Source organism: Bradyrhizobium sp. USDA 4472 (assembly GCF_054058595.1).
The window spans coordinates 5,602,082-5,621,418 of the sequence record NZ_JBSSAM010000001.1 but is presented as its reverse complement, the minus strand read 5'-3'; the positions used below and the strand labels follow the sequence as shown (position 1 = coordinate 5,621,418).

The window sequence follows — 19,337 nt, the reverse complement described above, 5'->3', positions numbered from 1 at the left end:
TGATGGTTCCTGGGCTCGTTTGCGCGCGATCTTGACACGACGACCGGAGCGACCGCGAGGAACTCACCGCTATTGGCAGCCTTGAGTTCGATCAGCATCCGGAGACCGCCACATGGACCAGCGAGACGAGGGCCCGTCGTTCAGCCCAGCCTCCAAGCTCGACGGCGTCTCGCGGCGCCAAACCGAGCAGATCGAATCCCAGAGCCGGCCGAACGCCGCACTGATCCACGAGACGATCCGCGCCGAGGGCGAGCAGGAACTGGAGCGGCGATGGTGGGCCATCCTGCTGTCCGGACTCGCCGCCGGCCTTTCGATGGGATTGTCCCTGATCGTCCAGGGTGAGTTTCACGCGCTGATCTCCGACGACGCCGGCCGCCGGCTGATCGCCCCGCTCGGCTACACCGTCGGCTTCCTGATCGTGGTGCTGGGGCGGCAGCAACTCTTCACCGAGAACACGCTGACGCCGATCCTGCCGCTGCTGCACAACCGGGATCTCGGCACCCTGGCAAGCGTGCTCAAGCTGTGGGCCCTGGTTCTCGTTTCCAACATCGTCGGAACCTGGGCGGTCGGATCCGTGCTCGCGCATACCAGCATCTTCGAACCGCGGATCTTGGACGCTTTCGTCGATCTCAGCCGCCACACCATCGAGGGGACGTTCGCGACGACGCTGGTCCGCGGGATCTTTGCCGGCTGGCTGATCGCCTTGATGGCCTGGCTGCTTCCAGCCACCAAGGGATCGGGCGCGCACATCATTGTCGTGATGACCTATGTGGTCGCGCTCGGCGAGTTCGCGCACATCGTCGCGGGCTCGGTCGAGTGCGCCTTCCTGGTGCAAAGCGGTCGTGCGTCGCTGGCGCAATATGCCTCGGATTTCTTCCTGCCGACCTTGCTGGGCAACATCCTGGGCGGAACGACGCTGGTCGCCCTGCTGAATTACGGGCAGGTCGCGGCCGAAATCGACGATCACCGAGAATAGATCGGGCGGATAGCCGCTTCCCGAAGGGCGCGAAGCTCATCAGGCAGGGAGCGGCCCGACCGCAAGATAAGCTTCATAGGCGCGCTTCAGGCCATCCTGAAGCGACGTCGTCGCGCGCCAGCCGAGCTTATCGAGGCGGCTGATATCAAGCAGCTTGCGCGGTGTGCCGTCAGGGCGCGAAGTATCGAAGGAGATATCGCCGCGATAGCCGACGATCCCGGCGACGACGCGGGCGAACTCGGCGATGGCGATGTCCTCTCCGGTGCCGACGTTGATCAACTCCGCGCCGGAATAGGTCTTCATCAGGTGCACGCAGGCATCCGCCATGTCGTCGACATAGAGGAACTCGCGCCGCGGCGTGCCGGTGCCCCAGACCGCGACGCTCTTCGCGCCCGACAGCTTCGCTTCGTGAAAGCGGCGGATCAGTGCAGCCACGACGTGGCTCAATTCAGGATGATAATTGTCCCCGGGACCATAGAGATTGGTCGGCATCACGCTGATGAAGTCGCTGCCATACTGGCTGCGATAGGCCTCCGCCATCTTGATGCCGGCGATTTTCGCAATCGCATAAGGCTCGTTGGTCGGCTCCAACGGGCCCGTCAGCACGCTGTCCTCGCGCAACGGCTGCGGTGCGAGCTTCGGATAGATGCAGGACGAGCCGAGGAACATCAGCTTCTCGGCGCCATTTTGATGCGCGGCCTGAATCACGTTCGCGGCGATCGCGATGTTGTCGTAGATGAACTCGGCGCGCAGCGTGTTGTTGGCAACGATGCCGCCGACTTTGGCCGCGGCGAGGAAGATCACCTGCGGCCGCGCCTTCGCGAACCAGTCGAACACGGCGGCCTGATTGCAGAGATCGACCTCGCGCCGGTCGACGGTCACGACGTTCACATTCTCCCGCGCCAGCCGGCGCACGATCGCGCTGCCGACCATGCCGCGATGGCCGGCGACGTAGACGCTCTTGCCGGTCAGCTCAAACGCTGCGCTTGCCATTTGCGACATCCCGCTTGGCATCAGCCAGATCGCTCGCCATCATCTCTTCGACCAGCTGCGTGAAGGTCCGCTTCGGCTTCCAGCCAAGCACCTGCCGCGCCTTGCTGGAATCGCCAATGAGGAGGTCGACCTCGGTGGGGCGGAAATAGGTCGGATCGATCTTCACCACGACCTTGCCGCTGATGGCATCGACCCCGGTCTCGTCGACACCTGCGCCGCGCCATTCGACGCGGCGGCCGACTTGCGCAAAGGACAGCTCGACCATCTCGCGCACCGAGTGCATCTCACCGGTGGCGAGCACGAAATCGTCGGGCTTGTCGGCCTGGAGGATCATATGCATGCCCTCGACGTAATCCCTGGCATGGCCCCAGTCGCGCTTGGCCTCGAGATTGCCGAGGTAGAGTGTCTCCTCCAATCCGACTTCGATGCGCGCGACCGCGCGGGTGATCTTGCGCGTGACGAAGGTCTCGCCGCGGATCGGGCTCTCATGGTTGAACAGGATGCCGTTCGAGGCAAACATGCCATAGGCCTCGCGGTAGTTCACCGTGATCCAATAGCCGTAGAGTTTTGCCACGCCGTAAGGCGAGCGCGGGTAGAACGGCGTGGTCTCCCTTTGCGGGATCTCCTGCACGAGACCGTAGAGCTCGGAGGTCGAGGCCTGGTAGAACCGCGTCTCCTTCTCCATGCCGAGGATGCGGATCGCTTCCAAGAGGCGGAGCACGCCGATGGCGTCCGCATTGGCGGTATATTCCGGGCTCTCGAAGCTGACGGCGACGTGGCTTTGCGCGGCGAGATTGTAGATCTCGGTCGGGCGGACCTGCTGCACGAGACGGATCAGATTGGTCGAATCCGTCATGTCACCGTAATGCATCAGGAACGGTACGTTGCCGACATGCGGGTCCTGGTAGAGGTGGTCGACGCGCCCGGTGTTGAAAGACGAGGAGCGCCGCTTGATGCCATGGACGATATAGCCGAGCGACAGCAGATGCTCGGCGAGATACGCGCCGTCTTGCCCGGTCACGCCGGTGATCAGAGCAACCCGTTCGCTCATAATATGGACTTGCTCCCAAAGGCACCACGGCAGGCGCGGTCAGCGCCACGTCAAAAACTCCCCTTCTTTGACATATCGGTCGCCGGGGTCAACCTCGCAGGCTCGCCCCGGGCGGGTTTCCCGGGGCGTCCTGCTCGAATGCGGCCACTGGCAGCGATAATTGCGAGATCCTACTGCGAGCGATCCGAGGTCCAGCCCTTGTAATCCTTGATGTTATCTCGGGTCACGAGCTTCGACGGCAGCAGTTCGACGGTCGAGGCCGGCTTCTGCCCATTGAGAATGCCGACGCCGATCTGCACGGCGCGCCGCGCCATGAAGAACGGATCCTGCGATGCGGATGCCTGGATCTGCGGCGACGCCGGATCCTTCAGCGCAGCCTCGATATCGGGAGCACCGTCCACGGAAGTGATGATGATGCCGCTGCGGTTTTGCTGTTTCGCCGCGAGATCGGTCCCGATCGCCTGCGGATCATTGATGGCGAAGATCGCATCGATCTTGGGGAAGCGCGTCAGATAGCCCTGCGCGACGGTGAGGCCGCCTTCGCGCGAGCCCTTGCCGTCCTGGTCGCTGGACAGAACCTTGATCCCCGCGTTCTTCCCGAACACGTTTTTGCAACCGGTGACACGGTCGATCACGGCGGAGACCTGCGGCCCATTCTCGATGATGACGTCGCCCTTGCCTCCCAGCTTGTCGACGATGTATTGGCAGGCAATCTCGCCAGCCTGGACGTTGTTGGTGGTCACGGTGGCATCGGCGCCTTCGGCTGCGGTGTCGACCGCGACGACGACGATGCCCGCCGCCTGGGCTTTCTTGATCGCGGGGCCGATCGCCTTGGGATCACCGGGGTTCAACAGGATCAGGTCGACGCCGGCGGCGATGAAATTGTCGATCTGGGTGACCTGCTTGCCGAGGTCGTATTCGAAGCCGACGGTGGTGATCTTCACATTGGGGTTGGTCTTCTTGGCCTCGAACTCGGCGCCCTTCGACAGGGCGACGAAGAACGGATTGCCCATGGACCCCAGCGAGACGCCGATCGATTTGAGCTCCTTGGCAAAGGACGGCGTGGTGGTCAGTGCAAGCGCCACCGCGGCGCCAGCGAGCATTGTCTTCTTCAACATTGTCTTCCTCCCTGGTCTGTCTTCATCCCGGGCACGGCAGACCAGTTGCCGCAACCGAATCTCATATCTCTAGGTTCTGGCCGAGCCTTGCAGCCGGTAGCGATCCAGCGCCACGGCGCCGATGATCACCAGTCCCTTGATCACATATTGCCAGATATCAGAGACGCCTGTCAGGATCAGGCCGTTCGAGAGAACGGCGATGATCAGCGCACCAACCAGCGTTCCCCAGATCGAGCCGATGCCGCCGACGAAAGACGTGCCGCCGAGGATCACCGCGGTAATGGCGTCGAGCTCGTAGCTCTGTCCAAGCTGCAAGCCGTTGGCCGCATAGAGCCGCGCCGCCTGCATGCCGCCGCCGAGGCCGGCCAGCATGCCCGACACGCCATAAACGAAGATCAGAACGGCCCATACCTTGATGCCGGCCAGCCGCGCCGCGCTCTCATTGCCCCCGACCGCATAGATGTGCACGCCGAGCACGGTCCGGCGCAGCACCAGCCATGACACGAGGATGACGAGCAGCGCGATCACCGAGAGCCACGGGATCGACGCCACGCCGGGCACGAGCGTCAGCGAGCCATTGCCGATGAAGGCATAGGGGATCGACGGATTGAACACGGTGGTGTCGGCGCCGAGCAGCCGCGCCAGGCCGCGCACGGCGGTGAGCGAGCCCAGCGTGACGATGAAGGGCGGCAGGCGCAACAGCGCGATCAGCGCGCCGTTGATGACGCCGAAGCCAAGACCGGTGAGCACCGCGACCGGCAGCCACAGGGCACCGAGCTCGGGCAGCTTGGAAATGGTCAGGCCGGCCATTGCGGACGCCGCCAGGATCGAGCCGACCGAGAGGTCGATGCCGCCGGTGAGGATGACGAAGGTCATGCCCGCAGCGAGCACGGTGTTCACGGCGGCCTGCTGCAGCACGATGCCGAGATTCTGCCCGGTGAAGAACCGGCCGTCCGATAAATAATGAAAGCCGCCGCAGAGCAGCAGCAGCACCGGCAGCATTCCGGCCGCGCGGATCAGCAGCCTGACGCGCTGGCGCTTCGTTGCTTGCGCGGCGGCAAGTCCGTCCGCCGTGGCGGCCTTCGCCGGCGTCGATCCGTTGTCAGGCATCGAGATGCTCCGTCCCCGTGGCAAGCGCCATGATATCCTCTTGAGTTAACGGCGCAGTCTCTGTTCGTCTGACTTCGCCCGCGATATGCCCGGACCGCATCACGATGACACGGTCGCAGATACCGATGATCTCGGGCAGATCCGACGAAATGACCAGGATCGCGGTGCCCGCCTTCGCGAGATTGTCGATGATCGAATAGATTTCGGACTTGGCGCCGACATCGACGCCGCGCGTCGGCTCGTCGAGGATCAGCACCTTCGGCGCAATGGCGAGCAGCCGCGACAACAGCACCTTCTGCTGGTTGCCGCCGGAGAGGCCACCGGCGGGGACACCGACATTGGCGGCGCGGATGCTGAGGCCTGCGAAAGCCCGGTCGGCGCGCTCGCGTGCCTTGTCGCGATCCAGGAACCAGCCGAGCCTGGCATCGCGACCGAGCACGGCGAGATTGATGTTGTCCAGGCACGACATGTCGAGGAACAGGCCCAGCGCCTTGCGGTCCTCGGTCAGATAGGCGATGCCGGCCGCGAGCGCCTCGCCGGGCGTGCGGATGTCGATCGGCTGGCCTTCAAGTTCGAGACGACCCGAAATCTTCGGTGCTGCACCGACGATGAGATGCGCAAGCTCGGTGCGGCCGGCGCCGATCAGGCCGGCAAGGCCCACCACCTCGCCCGCATGCACGGTGAGCGAGCAGCCCTTGACGCGGTGCCCGTCCGCCATGTCGGTGGCGGTCAGCACGGGGTGCCCCTTCCCGGCCTCGGGATCGTGATCCTTCTTGTAGAAGGAGGAGACGTCGCGCCCGACCATCATGCGGACGATGGCATCGGCGCGGATATCCTGCTTGTCGAGCGAGCCGACCAGGCGGCCGTCACGCAGCACGGTGACGCGGTCACCGAGCGCATAGACCTCGTCCATGCGGTGCGAGATGTAGATGATGGCGAGCCCTTCGGCGCGCAGTTGCCGGATCAGCGCGAACAGTCGCTCGCTCTCGCCGGCCGACAGCGCGGTGGTGGGCTCGTCCATGATCAGGATTTTCGAGCGCGTGTGCAGCGCACGCGCAATCTCGACGAGCTGGCGCTGGCCCATGGAAAGATGTGCCACCAGTGTCGATGGCAGGAAGTCGGCGCCCAGGCGCTGCAGAATTGGACCAACGCCCTCACGCATGGTGCCACGCGCCAGCAAACCTGAACGCGAGACCTCGCGACCGAGATAAATATTCTCCGCCACGCTCAGATTGGGAGCCAAAGACAGTTCCTGATAGATGATCGAGATGCCCGCCGCACGCCCGCCGAGCGGCCCCTCGATCCGCGCCGGCTTGCCCTCGATCCGGATTTCACCCCCCGGATCGGGCCGGTAAGCCCCCGACAGGATTTTCATCAGGGTCGATTTGCCCGCGCCGTTCTCACCCATCAAGGCGTGAATCTCGCCGGCATAGACCGTCAGGTCAACCGCGCGCAGTGCCTTGATGCCGAAGAAGGATTTCGACACTCCCCGCATCTCGAGGATCGGATCGTTCATCGTGCCTCCCGGCGCACGTTTCCCCTGTCCGCGTTTGGTTTTTCAAGCACGGTTGGCGTATTAAACAAAACGCCGCTGCACAGGGCAACAGCGAACAGACAGAATTGGGGACGCGAGGCGATGCTAATGGCGCGGCCGATACAATTGGCGCCAGGCGGAAAGCCGCTCGGCATACGCGTCCACCAGCACGCGGTCAGGCTCGAACGTCTCGACGCGGTGCGGGGGCGTGCAGATGGCGGGGATTGCCTCGCCGGTGACAGCAAGCCGCCCTAATCTCGCCGCACCGAACGCAGCCCCGGTTTCGCCGTCGGCAAAGCGATGGATCGGCACGTCAAGCACATTGGCCAGCACCGACAACCAGAACCGGGACCGCGAACCGCCGCCGATCACGTCGGCTTCCGTGACCACGATGCCGGCATCGCCAAGTGCGTCCCGGCAATCCGCGAGTGCGAAGGCGACGCCCTCGAGCACGGCCTGCACGATCGCCGTGCGGTCGGTGCCGTGGCTCAAGCCGTCGAGCATGCCGCGCACGAGGGGGTCATCATGCGGCGTCCGCTCACCCGCGAGATAAGGCAGGAAGCTCACCGGAGACGGCGTCCGCGGCTGCGCCCCCAGCGGCGCCAGCAGTTCGGCCTCGGCGACGCCGAACAGGCGCGCGGCCCAGGCCAGACAGGACGCCGCCGACAGGATCGCGCCGGCCTGGATCCACATGCCGGGAATCGCATGGCAAAAGGTGTGGACCACGCGGTCCGGATTGGCAGCGATATGGTCGGTCGGCACCAGCAAGGCCCCCGAGGTGCCCAGCGAGATGAATCCAGTTCCCGGCCTGATCGCGCCGATGCCGATGGCGCCCGCCGGATTGTCGCCCGCCCCGCCCGCGATCATGGGGCACCTCGCCATGCCCCAGCGCTGCGCCAGGTCAGGTCGCAGCGTTGCCGCCGGCGCACATCCCTCGACCAGACGCGGCATGTGCGCGCGCGACAGGTCCGTCGCAGCCAATGCCGCATCCGACCAGTCCCGGCGCGCCGCGTCGAGCCATAGGGATCCCGATGCATCCGAGACGTCCTCGATCGCCTCGCCTGACAGCACCAGGCGCAGATAGGCCTTCGGTTGCAGGACAATTGCCGTCGCCGCAAAAATCTCGGGCTCATGCGCGGCGATCCAGAGCAGTTTTGGCGCCGTGAATCCGGGCATCGCCTTGTTGCCGGTCGTAGCACGCAAAGCTGGCCAGCGCCGTTCGAGGATCCGACACTCCGCGGCGGAACGTCCGTCGTTCCAGAGGATGCATGGCCGCAGCGGCCTGTCGCGCGCGTCGAGCAGCGTCGCGCCGTGCATCTGGCCTGATAACCCGATGCCTTGGATCGCCGCCAGCTCTTTTCCATGCGACGCCTTCAACGCGTCCAGCGTGGCGAAGGTCGCCTCGATCCACTGTGCGGGATCCTGCTCGAAATAGCCTTGATGCGGCGAGGCGATCGTCAACGCCCGGCTCTCGCTCGCAATCACGCGCTGGGTATGGTCGACCAGAACGGTCTTGACCGCCGAGGTCCCGAGATCGATGCCGAGATACATGACTGAACTGCTTCCCGAATTGGACACGAGCCGCGGTGGCCTTCAGGCCGCTCCCGATGTAATCCAGCCCAGCGAGACGAATATCGATTTCTTCAACTTACGGAAGATTGTCCCGCAAGAAAATGTCGATTCGGATTCGCTCCTGATCGTGGCTGATCGGCTCTTCCATGCAATGCGCCAGCAGCACCCGCGCGGCGGAGCGCGCCTCGTGGCCGGGATCCTGATTGATGATGGCGTCGCACGTGCCGCGGACCAGGAAACGTCGCGTGTGCTGCGTCAACTCGTGGGTGATCCACACCACCTCGCGGGCGCGGCCGGACGCCTCGAGCGCATCGGCGATGCCGCGGTTTCCGGCGCCGCAACAATAAATGCCGCGGAGATCGGCATGGCGCGCGAGCAACCCGAGGGTGAGCTCTCGCGTGCGCGCGCTGTCGTCGCGGCCCTCGATGACAGGGAGCGCGCGCAGGTTCGGATACTCGCTCGACAGGATCTGATGGAAGCCGAACTGGCGCTCGGTATGATCGCGCAGCGACAGCGATCCGGCGATCACGGCGACCGTCCCCTCACGCCCGGCAAGGAAGCGCCCCATCAGCGTCGATGCAGTGCGCCCCGCGGCCGGATTGTCGATACCGACATAGTGCAGGCGGCGCGAGCTCGGCGCATCCGATACAAGGGTCACCACGGCAACGCCACGCCCGCTGAGTTCGTCGATCGCGGCCCGCACCCTGGGATGGTCGAGCGCAATGACCGCGACGCCCTGATAGGCCGGCGACAGATCCTCCAGCACGCCGGCCAGCACGTCAGGATCGAACACGTCGACATGGACGATATCGATGAAGCCGCGCTGACCGGCGAGCCAGTCTGCGGTGCGCTGGACCTGCTCGGTCAGATTGGTCATGAAGCTGTTGCTGCCGGACGGCAGCACGAATGCGAAGCGAAAGCTCTGCCCGCGTGCGAGCCGCGCGGCCGCAACATCCGCATGGTAGCCGAGTTTGGCCACTGCAGCCTCGACACGCGCGACCGTCTTGGCACGCACGCCCTGGCGCCGGTTGACGACGCGATCAACGGTGGCGAGCGAAACGCCCGCCGCACGCGCGACGTCCTCAAGGGTGGCGCGAACCGCCGGTTGCGCCGCACCAGAACTCATTCGCGCGCCGCCCACAGCATGCCGCGGGTCATCAACGTCCGGATCTCCGGGACGTCGAGCTCATAGGCGCGGTGGCCGAGCGAGGAATAGAACACCCTGCCCGCGCCGTATCGTTTTTTCCAGACCACGGGCATCACCACGCCATCGATCCAGGACGCGTGCTCGCCGGTAAAGGTCGTCGTCGCCAACACCTCGATGGCGGGGTCGACATGCATGTAATATTGCTCGGAACGGTGCTCGAAACTCTGCAGGCCCTTCATGATGGGGTCGTCAGGCTTCGTCACATCGACCTTGTAGTCGATGATGTTGCCGGGATGGGCAACCCATTGCCCGCCGCACAGGAACTGGTAGTCCACGGAATCGCGAAACGCATCGCACATGCCGCCATGGTGACCGGCGAGCCCGACGCCGCCACGCACCGCCGCGCAGAGATTGAGCGCGTCCGCCTTCTCGATCTTCGACATGGTGTAGATCGGGATGATCAACGAGAGATCGTGTATCGCGGGATCGCCGAACGCCTCTGTCGTCGTTTCGATCCGGACCTCAAAGCCCTCCGCCTTCAGCCAGCCGCGGATCATCGAGGCACAGAGATCGGGATCGTGTCCCGGCCAGCCGCCCCAGACTATCAATGCCTTGCGCATGGTCATTCCCTCAGTCGATCTGCCCGGTTTCACGCCCGGCCGGCAGCATCGCCGGCCGCTCGACGCGGTTCTCGATCTTGACGCGCCGTCCTTCGTCGGCGGAGGTCTGGAACGCCTCCATCACCTCCAGCACGTGGAAAGCGAGCGCGCCGCTGGCGCGGTGCGGCCGGTCGTGCAGGATCGCGGACGCCATGTCGGCGACGCCGATGGAGCGGAACTCGCCTTCGACATGACCGTGTGTCAACGGCACGGTTTCCCATTCGCCGCCGGTCTTGGCGACCTGCACCTCGCCGCCGAAGCGGTTCGGGTCGGGCACCAGCATGCTGCCCTTGTCGCCGTAGATCTCGATCGGCGCGTGCCGGTGCTTCGGCACATCGAAGCTCATCGCGATCGAAACCACCGCCCCGCTCTCGAATTCGAGCGTCCCTGCGACGTGGGTCGAAACCTCGACCGGGATCAACGTGCCGTTCATCGGCTGGCTGGTGACCAGACGCTCGGATCTTGGGCGCGCGGTCGAGCCCATCACGCTTGCGACTGGACCGAGCAACTGCACGAGATCGGTGATGTAGTACGGGCCCATGTCCAGCATCGGCCCGCCGCCGCGCAGGTAGTAGAATCCCGGCGCCGGATGCCAGCGCTCGTGGCCGGGGCAGCCGAAGAAGGCGCTGCCTGCGACGGGGGTGCCGATCGCGCCGTCATCGATCAGCTTGCGCGCGGTCTGGTGCCCGCCGCCGAGGAACGTGTCGGGCGCACAGCCGACGCGAAGTCCCTTCTGCGCGGCGAGATCCATCACCTTGCGCGCTTCCGCGACGTTGATGCCGAGCGGCTTTTCGGAATGGACATGCTTGCCGGCGTTCAACACCGCGAGGCTGACGTCGGTGTGGGCGAGCGGGACGGTGAGATTGATGACGATCTCGACGTCGTCACGTTTAAGCAGCTGGTCGACCCGCATCGCCGGCAGCCCGAAAGCGGCGCCCTGGCGCTCGGCGACATCGCTGCGCATGTCGGCGAGCGCCCTCACCTCCATCACCGGGAAGCGCTGCGCCGCCTTGATGTAGGCGGTGCTGATCACACCGCAGCCGATGATTCCGACCCCGACTTTTCTCATGATGATCTCCGTGAAGTCCTGGCTGTCTCTTGGCTGTCTCTTGGCTGTCTCTTGGCTATCCCTTGACCGCGCCTGCGGTGAGGCCGGCGACGATGTGCTTCTGCGCCAGCAGGAACAGAATGATCGTCGGCAGGATGGTCAGCGTGATGAAGGCCAGGATCAGGTGCCATTCGGACGAATATTCGCCCTGATAAACCATGATGCCGAGCGGCCAGGGATAGAGCGCATCGGTGTTGAGCATCACCAGCGGCAGCAGATAGGCGTTCCAGCTGTTGACGAAGGTGATGGTGCCCACCGTCGCGAGAATCGGCCGCGACAGTGGCAGCGTTACGTAGCGAAAGAACTTGATGTAGCTGCAGCCGTCGACCAGCGCCGCTTCCAGCAGCTCATGGGGAATGTCCTTGAAGAAGCGCCGCAACAGCAGGACGCTCATGGCAAGGCTGAAGGCCACCTGCGGCAGCGCGACGCCGAAATAAGTGTCAAGCAGCCCGAGATCGCGCACCTTGATGAACAATGGCAGCACGGCAGTCGCGGCCGGAAACAACAGGCCGAGGGTCAAATAGCTCAGCAGCATCGAGCTGCCGAAGAACCTGATATGGGCGAAGGTGAACGCCGCCATCGAGGCCACGATCAGGGTCAACGTCACCGTGAGGGTCGAGATGATCAGCGAGTTGCGCAGGAGCTGCCAGTAACGTCCCGAGAACAGGATGTCCGCATAATTCTGCCACTCCCAATGCTGCGGCAGGCCGAAGGGATTGACGCGCAATTCGCCGAGCGATTTGAAGCCGCCGAGCAGGGTCGCGAGCAGCGGCACCAGCACGAAGATGGCAACGACTGCGAGGAACGCCGCCTTGAACGGTACGGCGGGATCCAACGGCGCGCGATTGGTTTCGGCATTACTCATCGCGCATGAACCATCGCTTGTAGGTGAAGGCAAAGGTTACGCAGATCGCGAACAGGATGACGCCGATGGCGCTGCCATAGCCGACCCGCATGCGCGAGATGCCGTTGTTGTAGAGGAAGCTCACCATGGTGTTGGAGGAATCCGCAGGTCCCCCGCGCGTCAGCGGCATGACGAGATCGAACAGCTGCAGCGAGCCGACGATGGCGAAGAACACCGAGAGCCGGATCGTCGGGTAGAGCAAGGGGATCACGACATGGCGCAACGCCTGCGAGCGTGTCGCACCGTCGATCCGTGCCGCCTCGACGAGGCTCTTGTCGAGGCTCTGGAGCGCTGCGATGAACAGCATCATGTGGAAGCCAAAGTACTTCCACACGATCACGATCAGCACCGCCAGCATCGCCGTATCGGTCGAGGCCAGGAGATGCGGCGGCTCGGCGCCGAAGGTGCGCCAGATCGATGCGACGAGACCGTAATCGCCGTCATAGACGAAGGAGAAGATCAACCCGGTCGCGATCTCCGCCAAAATATAGGGCATGAAGAACAGCATGCGCAGCGCCACCGCGCCGCGAAACTTCTCGGCCAGCATCAAGGCGAGGGTCAGCGCGAGCGGCAGCTGGATCGCGAGCGAGACTGCGATGATCAGCCCGTTATTGCGCAGCGCGAGCCAGAACGCGCGCGTTTCCAGCACGAAGCGATAATTGTCGAAGCCGATCCAGTGGGTCGGCCTGCCGAAACCGTTCCAGTTGAAGCCGGAGTACCAGGCCGCCTCGCCGATCGGCAGCACCACGAACAGCGTGAACAGCAGCAGTGCCGGCGGCAGGAACAGGATCAGCACAGTGAAGCGATTGTCCCAGCTCGGGCCGCGCACGGCGGCCTGGGGGGCCGCCTCGCCAGCAACGCCGACCGGCGATGGCATCGCGATCCGTCGCGCCACGGTCAGTTACCTTGCTTGTACGCCGCCTCGATCGCTTTCGCCGCGTCCTGCGGGCTCATGCTGCCGCCGGCGATCTCCGCCGAGACGTCGTTGACGACGCGGCCGACGGAGGGGCCGAGGCTCTGGTCATAGAAGTTCTGGTGGTACTTCGACTTTGCGAGATTGGACGCGATCAGCTTCATGAAGTCGCTCTTGAGGCCCGCCTCGCCGCCCTTGACGACGGGAACGATGAAGTTGCCGGCGGCGAGCCTCGCCTGCACGTCCTTGGAGATGAAGTACTTCAGGAAGTCGACGGCCTCCTTGGGCGAGTCCTTGGTGACCAGCCAGCCGGTGATGCCGCCGAGGGTGTCTGACGGCTCACCCTTGCCGCCGGGTACGACCGGAAAATCGAACCAGCCAAGCTTGTCGTCGGAAAGACCGACCTTGTCGGCGGCGAGCGCGCGCTGGGTGTGATAGAAGGAGGAGATCGCCAGGATCATCGCGGCCTTGCCGTCACCGAAATAGCCGACGGCCTGCGGGTTCTTGAAGCCGAGGAAGCCGTTCTGGAACGGCTGGAGATCGACGAGCTGCTTGAACAGCTCACCGGATTTCTGGAAGGTGTCGCCTGCGAAGCCGCCGTTTTCACCCTTCAGCGCTGCATCGAAGGCCGGCTTGCCGCCAATGCGCACGGCGAGGTGGGTCCAGTAGAAATGCAGCGGCCACTTATCGGCGCCGCCAACCACAATCGGCGTAACGCCGGCTGCCTTGAGCGTCTTCACTGCAGCAAGCAGATCATCCCACGTTTTGATCGCCGCGGAATCGACCTTCGCCTTGGCCATCAAATCCTTGTTGTAGAGGAAGCCGACCTGCGAGAGCGAGATCGGAAGTCCGAAGACGCGGCCGTTCTGGGTGAAGGCGGCAAGCGCCGCCGGTGCGATCGTGTCGCTATAGCCGTCGCTCTTCACAGAATCAGTGATATCTTCCAGCACGCCTGCCTCGATCTGGGTCTTCAAGACGCCGCCAGCCCAGCTGTAGATGATGTTCGGCCTGTCCTTGGATTGCAGGATGGTCGGCAGCTTGGCCTTGTAGGCCTCGTTCTCCAGGAACTGCATCTCGACCTTCACGCCGGGATGCGACGCCTCATAGGCGCGCGCGACCTCCTCCCAGATCTTCACCTGGGCCGGATTGACCTCGATGTGCAGCCATTTAACGGTCGTGTCGGCCAACGCGGAATTCGCCAAAAGCAGGCATGCGGCAGCGGTGAGTCCCAGCTTGGCGAGCAGCCTCATCACATCCTCCCAACAGGCTCTTATTGTTGGAGGCGATCCTGCCTGCAAGTTTTGAGGTGCGCAACTAAAATTCTGACCTATGCACCTCACGGAACCGACTAGGCTGACCGCTGCCGACGGCTACGGCTCGTTCGGCACCAAGCGCCGTGATGGCGTCATTGCTTAAGCTGGAGCGCCGCAACGCCGGCGAGACTGAGATCGCTGATCGCAACTCCGGCTGCGCTTGACGCTAGTTCGCGGATGCCCGCCTTACGATCGTTGCAGCACCACGCGATGGCCGCCGTGGAGAAGCGACTCGGCCGCTGCGCGACCTAGTCCGTCGGCGCTGCCGGTGATGAACACGATGGCCATTAGGCCGACTTTCGCTGCGGCCGAGCCGCCGGCTTCTTCGACGCTGCCTCCTTCGGCTTCTTGCCTTCGATTGGCATCAGCATTTCCTTCTGCCCGGCGGAGGCCCTCTTCGGCTTCTTGGCCGGCTTGGGCCCCTTCGCCGGCGCGGCCTCCTTGCCAACGGATCGACGGAGGGCTTCCATGAGATCGACGACGTTCGTCGCCGCGGGCTTGGACTTCGGCGTGATGGGCTTGCCGGCGCGCTTCTGGTTGATGAGATCGATCAGCGCGGTCTCGTAGTGATCCTCGAATTTCTCAGGCTCGAACCGCCCGGCCTTCTGGTTCACGATGTGCTTGGCGAGATCGAGCATGTCCTTGGTGACCTTCACGTCCTGGATCTCGTCGAAATACTCGGCCTCGCTACGCACCTCGTACGGATAGCGCAGCAGCGTGCCGACCAGACCCTTGTCCATCGGCTCGAGCGCAATGACGTGCTCGCGGTTGGTCAGCACCACCCGGCCGATGGCCACCTTGTTCATCTCGCGGATGGTCTCTCGGATCACGGCGAAGGCGTCGTGCCCGACCTTGCCGTCAGGGCGGATGTAGTAGGGTCGGATCAGGTAGCGCGGATCGATGTCGCGCTTGTCGACGAACTCATCAATCTCAATGGTGCGTGTGGATTCCAGCGCGATCTCTTCTAGCTCCTCTTTCGTGACCTCGATGAACTGATCTTTCTCGAGCTGATAGCCCTTGACGATGTCCTCGTTCGGCACCTCGTCGCCGGTGTCCGCATCGACCTTCAGGTACTTGATGCGATGGCCGGTCTGCCGGTTGAGCTGATTGAAGGAAATCTTCTCGCTCTCCGAGGTGGCGGGATAGAGCGCGACCGGGCAGGTCACCAGAGACAATCGCAGAAAGCCTTTCCAATTGGCGCGCGGTGCCATGTACGCAGAACTCCGGTCTTGGGGTACTTGACTCAAGACGAATGGGGGCACCGGGTTCCGACAACCCAGAAAGCCCTGCCGCATGATTTCTAAGGGAAGGGGTATCGACTCTTTCGTTCCCGTTACGTTCTGATTGGTGTATGTCTGATCGACCCGCGAGCTGGCGCATGCCGGACCCGAAGCAGATGGAAAAGATGGCCGCTGTGCCCCTGGATTGGCTCCTGACGCCGATCTGCCGCCGGAATACTGGCGGGCTCTGCTAGAGGACGCTTGCGCGAGCGTTTTTCGGCGGTGAAGGCGGATGTAAATAGCCGGCGGACCACAGCCCAGGCCGCATCGACAATTTTATGCGGTGCATTGAGCAAATCTGCCGGAATAGTCGCTCGCTACGCTTTTGACTGTTGCGCCCGTGACCGTTCGGCGGTGGAGAAATGCTTCGCGCGCTGCCCGCGGCGCCGGGTGTGTGATTCCTCACAATTGAATGAACTGGCGATCAAGACGGGCGGCCTCTGGACAGCCGACAAGTGCCAGCGTCGTATCGACCTCGGCACTGAGGATTTCAAGCACGTGACTGGCCCCTTCTTCGCCCGCAGCAGCGAGACCGTAAAGGATGGCACGTCCCAACAACACCGCTTTGGCACCGAGCGCCAACGCCTTTACCGCATCGGCTCCGCGGCGGATGCCGCCATCGACGAGAAGCGGCGGCATCACCTTCTGGTTCGAGATTTCCGCCAACAAATCTATCGGTGCCGAAACGTCCTCGATCTGCCTTCCGCCATGATTGGACAGAACCACGGCATCGACGCCCAGTTCCTGGCATCGACTTGCGTCGGTCGGAGTCATGATGCCCTTGACCATGAGAATTCCCGGCCAGGCGTCGCGGAGCGCCTGAAGATCCTGCCAGCCGAAGCTGGCATCCATCTGCCGACGCATCAGGGCGGCTTGCGCGTTCACGTCGGTTGCGTTGGGGCTGGCAAAATTTGCGAGCTGGGGCAGCCCATGGCGGATTTGGCTGAGCGCCCACCTTGGATGAGTTAAGGCGTCGAGAACAGATCGGGGGGTTTGACGGAATGGAATCGCAAACCCGTTTCGCAGATCGCGCTCCCTCTTGCCATTCACCGCAACATCAACGGTGAGAACCAGCACACCGTAACCCGCGTCCTTGGCCCTGCGGACAAGCTGGTGCGCCAGATCTCGCTGCACGACGTAGAGCTGGAACCAAAGGTCGCCACCCGCCCGTTCCGCGACGTCCTCAATTGTCGCGTTTGATGCGGTCGAAAGTACAAACGGGATCCCTGCACTGCGGGCAGCCCGGGCTAACGCTACATCACCGTCAGGCCACAGAGCACCATTCAGGCCTGTCGGTGCGACCACGAAGGGCGTTGGAAGCGTCCGTCCGAACAGAGATATGGACGAGCTGCGCTGGCTGACATCGACAAGCCGTCGAGGCGCAAAATTGATCGCAGCAAAAGCTTTGAGATTTCGGTGCAAACCACGTTCGCTTTCGGCTCCCCCATCAAGATAGTCGAACACCATCCGTGGAAGGCGACGCTTAGCCAGGCTTCGATAGTCATCTACGTTGATCGGGGTCACCGTAAGCCCTCGAGCCACGCCGTTCTTATCATGGAGGCAACCCCGCACGGTTCTTGGCGAGACGCATCGCGGCTAGTCGTGCCTGCGTTCAAGCATTTTCGTGTGGACCGTTCAAGTCTCGGTGAAAGTGACCGCCGCGTTCTCGTCTTCGCTGAAGCCGACGCTCGTGCGACGCGGGCTGCGGTTGACCATGAGACGGACGACGTCACCGCGGGCGTAGTGCCCCGTGGGGTCATAGGCCGCTTTGGCGATTGCAATCATTGAAAGGTCTACGTCAGCGTAGAGGATGCCTTCCTCGTCCTGAGGCAGATGCTCGCACATCGGCTGACCATCGGGACCGAAAATCATCGAATAGCCGCCACCTGGCTTTGCTCCCTCCGCGTTCAGCAAATCTGCCCTTTCCGGCGTATCGCAAAGCATGTCGAACATATCCTGACCGGTAATGGCCGACGCATGCAGGACGAAGCAACCTCCCTCCAGCGCGTAGATCTGGCTGGCGGCGAGATTCACCTCATGGCCCAACGCGTAGGCTTTGCCGCGATACAGCGTGAACGATGGCCACGACGCCACGTGAACTTGCTCGTTCATCGCGTACATGGCGTATTTCGACAACGGCTGAATGTGCTCGGCACAGCACAGGGCTCCGAGGCGTCCGACGCTGCTTTCGACGACGCGGAAATCAGACCCATCTCCTTCACCAAATAGCGTACGTTCGACGTGGGTCGGCTTGAGCTTTCGGCGCTTGAAGATGATCTTTCCCGCATCGCTGATCAAAACCTGACTCAGGTAGAGCGTCCCGCCGTCGATTTCGGAGAAGCCCATCACAACATTGATTTTCGCTTCGGCGGCGGCCGCGCAGAGATCGAGTATTTCGGGTCCATCCGCGCGCAGCGAATTGGCGTGATAGCGGGGTACAAACTGCATTCCCCAAGCCGGCGTCCCGAGCCAAAGCCACCAAGGATAGCCTGGAATCCAGACCTCGGGGAATGCCAGCAACTTCGCCCCTGCTGCACCCGCGTCCTTGATGAAGCCAATCGCCTTGGCCACGGAAGCTGAAGCATCCATGAATACCGGCGCGGCCTGAACGACTGCGACCTTGAATTTCGTGTCCTGCATGCGAGATCTCCGAGCCAAGTTTTCAGGTTTTGGGGAATGAAGCGGATCGGTGAGATCGGACCCGGCCATGCGCCGGCGTATCCGGAACGGATCGAGCCGCCATTTTTCCGGAATGAGGGAAACCGCGCCGCCCGGGGCGGCCACCATGGTCAAGATCGCGAGCAGCCCGACCCCGATGAAGTACCAGGCGCCATAGCCTGCGAAGGTCTCACGGAGAAGGAAATAGACGATCGTGCCGACGATCGGGCCCTCCAGCGTTCCGATACCCCCGAGAACGGCAATGAAGATCGCCGCAGCGGTCCAGTTCAACGAGAAAGAGGCATCCGGCGTGACCTGAAGCGTATTCATGTACGAGACCGCGCCGGCAAGCCCTGAGATGACGGCGCACAGCACCCAAAGCGCGATCTTCGCGCGAGCGACTGGGACACCGCTCGCCAGCGCGGCGGGTTCGGAGTCACGCACGCTCATCAATGCAAGGCCCAGCGAGCCGCGCAGCACTTGTCTGCTTGCGACCAGCGATCCGACGCCGACAAATAACGCCGCCCAGTAGACTCCCGCATTGCGCGTCCACCGATCGATATCGCTCATCGCTTCCAGCGGCATGCCGCCTCCGGCGCCCAGCCATGGCGAATTCAAGATCAATATCCGTATCATCTCGGCAAGAACCCACGTACCAACCGCGAAGTAAGCGCCGCTCAGACGGAACATCGGCCAGGCCGAGATGAGGGCGAAAACGGCAGCGAAGACCGCGGCGGCAGGCAGCAGCAGAAACGGATTCAAATGCAACTGGTTCGAGAGCGCGAAGAGTGAATACGACCCTACGCCGACGAAGACGTGCAAACCGATAGCGACCAGGCCGCCATAGCCTGCCAGCAGATTCCAGGCGAGCGCGACCGCGAACAGCGTGAAGACTTCGACGAGCAACCTCTGGACGGCGAACGTCGACAGCCAAGGCATCGAAACTGCGAGCGCAGCGACGATGAAGAGCCCCGCGCTGACGGACATCCGCGCCAACGCCG

The 19,337-nt window shown here is 63.4% G+C and carries 16 protein-coding genes and 2 pseudogenes; 1 reads left to right on the top strand and 17 read right to left on the bottom strand.

Annotated features, from left to right (window positions below):
* The first annotated feature begins 112 nt into the window (after positions 1–112).
* Positions 113–976, top strand: coding sequence for a formate/nitrite transporter family protein (locus ACVWZ4_RS26270; protein ID WP_456704157.1), 864 nt, complete (start codon positions 113–115; stop codon positions 974–976).
* 39 nt (positions 977–1,015) lie between these two features.
* On the opposite strand, the gene fcl is transcribed toward ACVWZ4_RS26270, so the two are convergent.
* The 17 genes and pseudogenes from fcl to ACVWZ4_RS26185 form a co-directional block, all read right to left on the bottom strand.
* Entirely contained in the window at positions 1,016–1,969 is a 954-nt protein-coding gene (gene fcl, locus ACVWZ4_RS26265) for a GDP-L-fucose synthase (protein ID WP_456704158.1), read from the bottom strand.
* Positions 1,950–3,020, bottom strand: a complete 1,071-nt coding sequence (gmd, locus tag ACVWZ4_RS26260; RefSeq protein ID WP_456741500.1) for a GDP-mannose 4,6-dehydratase — start codon at positions 3,018–3,020, stop codon at positions 1,950–1,952. The genes fcl and gmd overlap by 20 nt, the downstream gene beginning before the upstream one ends.
* A 170-nt stretch (positions 3,021–3,190) precedes the next feature.
* On the bottom strand, positions 3,191–4,138 hold the full coding sequence (locus ACVWZ4_RS26255; protein WP_092228496.1) for an ABC transporter substrate-binding protein: 948 nt from the start codon (positions 4,136–4,138) through the stop codon (positions 3,191–3,193).
* Positions 4,139–4,207: 69 nt separating this feature from the next.
* A complete protein-coding gene (locus ACVWZ4_RS26250; protein WP_092228497.1) occupies positions 4,208–5,248 on the bottom strand; it encodes an ABC transporter permease subunit in 1,041 nt (346 codons plus the stop codon).
* Positions 5,241–6,764: a sugar ABC transporter ATP-binding protein gene (locus ACVWZ4_RS26245; protein WP_456704160.1), complete on the bottom strand. Its 1,524-nt coding sequence runs from the start codon at positions 6,762–6,764 to the stop codon at positions 5,241–5,243. Before ACVWZ4_RS26245 ends, ACVWZ4_RS26250 begins: the two co-directional genes overlap by 8 nt.
* Before the next feature lie 123 nt (positions 6,765–6,887).
* Positions 6,888–8,333: a xylulokinase gene (gene xylB, locus ACVWZ4_RS26240; protein ID WP_456741499.1), complete on the bottom strand. Its 1,446-nt coding sequence runs from the start codon at positions 8,331–8,333 to the stop codon at positions 6,888–6,890.
* A 97-nt stretch (positions 8,334–8,430) separates the two neighbouring features.
* Positions 8,431–9,480: a LacI family DNA-binding transcriptional regulator gene (locus ACVWZ4_RS26235; RefSeq protein WP_456704162.1), complete on the bottom strand. Its 1,050-nt coding sequence runs from the start codon at positions 9,478–9,480 to the stop codon at positions 8,431–8,433.
* Positions 9,477–10,121, bottom strand: coding sequence for a ThuA domain-containing protein (locus ACVWZ4_RS26230; RefSeq protein WP_456741498.1), 645 nt, complete (start codon positions 10,119–10,121; stop codon positions 9,477–9,479). Before ACVWZ4_RS26230 ends, ACVWZ4_RS26235 begins: the two co-directional genes overlap by 4 nt.
* A 10-nt stretch (positions 10,122–10,131) precedes the next feature.
* Positions 10,132–11,229, bottom strand: a complete 1,098-nt coding sequence (locus ACVWZ4_RS26225) for a Gfo/Idh/MocA family protein (protein ID WP_456704164.1) — start codon at positions 11,227–11,229, stop codon at positions 10,132–10,134.
* Positions 11,230–11,284: 55 nt separating this feature from the next.
* Positions 11,285–12,133 carry a carbohydrate ABC transporter permease gene (locus tag ACVWZ4_RS26220; RefSeq protein WP_456741497.1) on the bottom strand — a complete coding sequence of 283 codons (849 nt, stop codon included), beginning with the start codon at positions 12,131–12,133 and terminating at the stop codon, positions 11,285–11,287.
* Positions 12,126–13,067 carry a carbohydrate ABC transporter permease gene (locus tag ACVWZ4_RS26215; RefSeq protein WP_456704166.1) on the bottom strand — a complete coding sequence of 314 codons (942 nt, stop codon included), beginning with the start codon at positions 13,065–13,067 and terminating at the stop codon, positions 12,126–12,128. Before ACVWZ4_RS26215 ends, ACVWZ4_RS26220 begins: the two co-directional genes overlap by 8 nt.
* Positions 13,068–13,069: 2 nt before the next feature.
* A complete protein-coding gene (locus ACVWZ4_RS26210; RefSeq protein WP_456704167.1) occupies positions 13,070–14,335 on the bottom strand; it encodes an extracellular solute-binding protein in 1,266 nt (421 codons plus the stop codon).
* A gap of 185 nt (positions 14,336–14,520) precedes the next feature.
* Positions 14,521–14,686: pseudogene (locus ACVWZ4_RS26205) on the bottom strand (SDR family NAD(P)-dependent oxidoreductase); the annotation flags it as partial.
* Positions 14,686–15,609: a non-homologous end joining protein Ku gene (gene ku, locus ACVWZ4_RS26200; RefSeq protein ID WP_456704168.1), complete on the bottom strand. Its 924-nt coding sequence runs from the start codon at positions 15,607–15,609 to the stop codon at positions 14,686–14,688. The pseudogene ACVWZ4_RS26205 and the gene ku, both read right to left, overlap by 1 nt.
* Before the next feature lie 471 nt (positions 15,610–16,080).
* Entirely contained in the window at positions 16,081–17,202 is a 1,122-nt protein-coding gene (locus ACVWZ4_RS26195) for an alpha-hydroxy-acid oxidizing protein (protein WP_456704169.1), read from the bottom strand.
* A 111-nt stretch (positions 17,203–17,313) separates the two neighbouring features.
* The gene (locus ACVWZ4_RS26190; protein WP_456704170.1) at positions 17,314–18,318 is read right to left on the bottom strand and encodes a nitrilase; all 1,005 of its coding nucleotides are present in this window, start codon (positions 18,316–18,318) and stop codon (positions 17,314–17,316) included.
* 243 nt (positions 18,319–18,561) lie between these two features.
* Positions 18,562–19,275: pseudogene (locus ACVWZ4_RS26185) on the bottom strand (branched-chain amino acid ABC transporter permease); the annotation flags it as partial.
* Between the last annotated feature and the right edge of the window lie 62 nt (positions 19,276–19,337).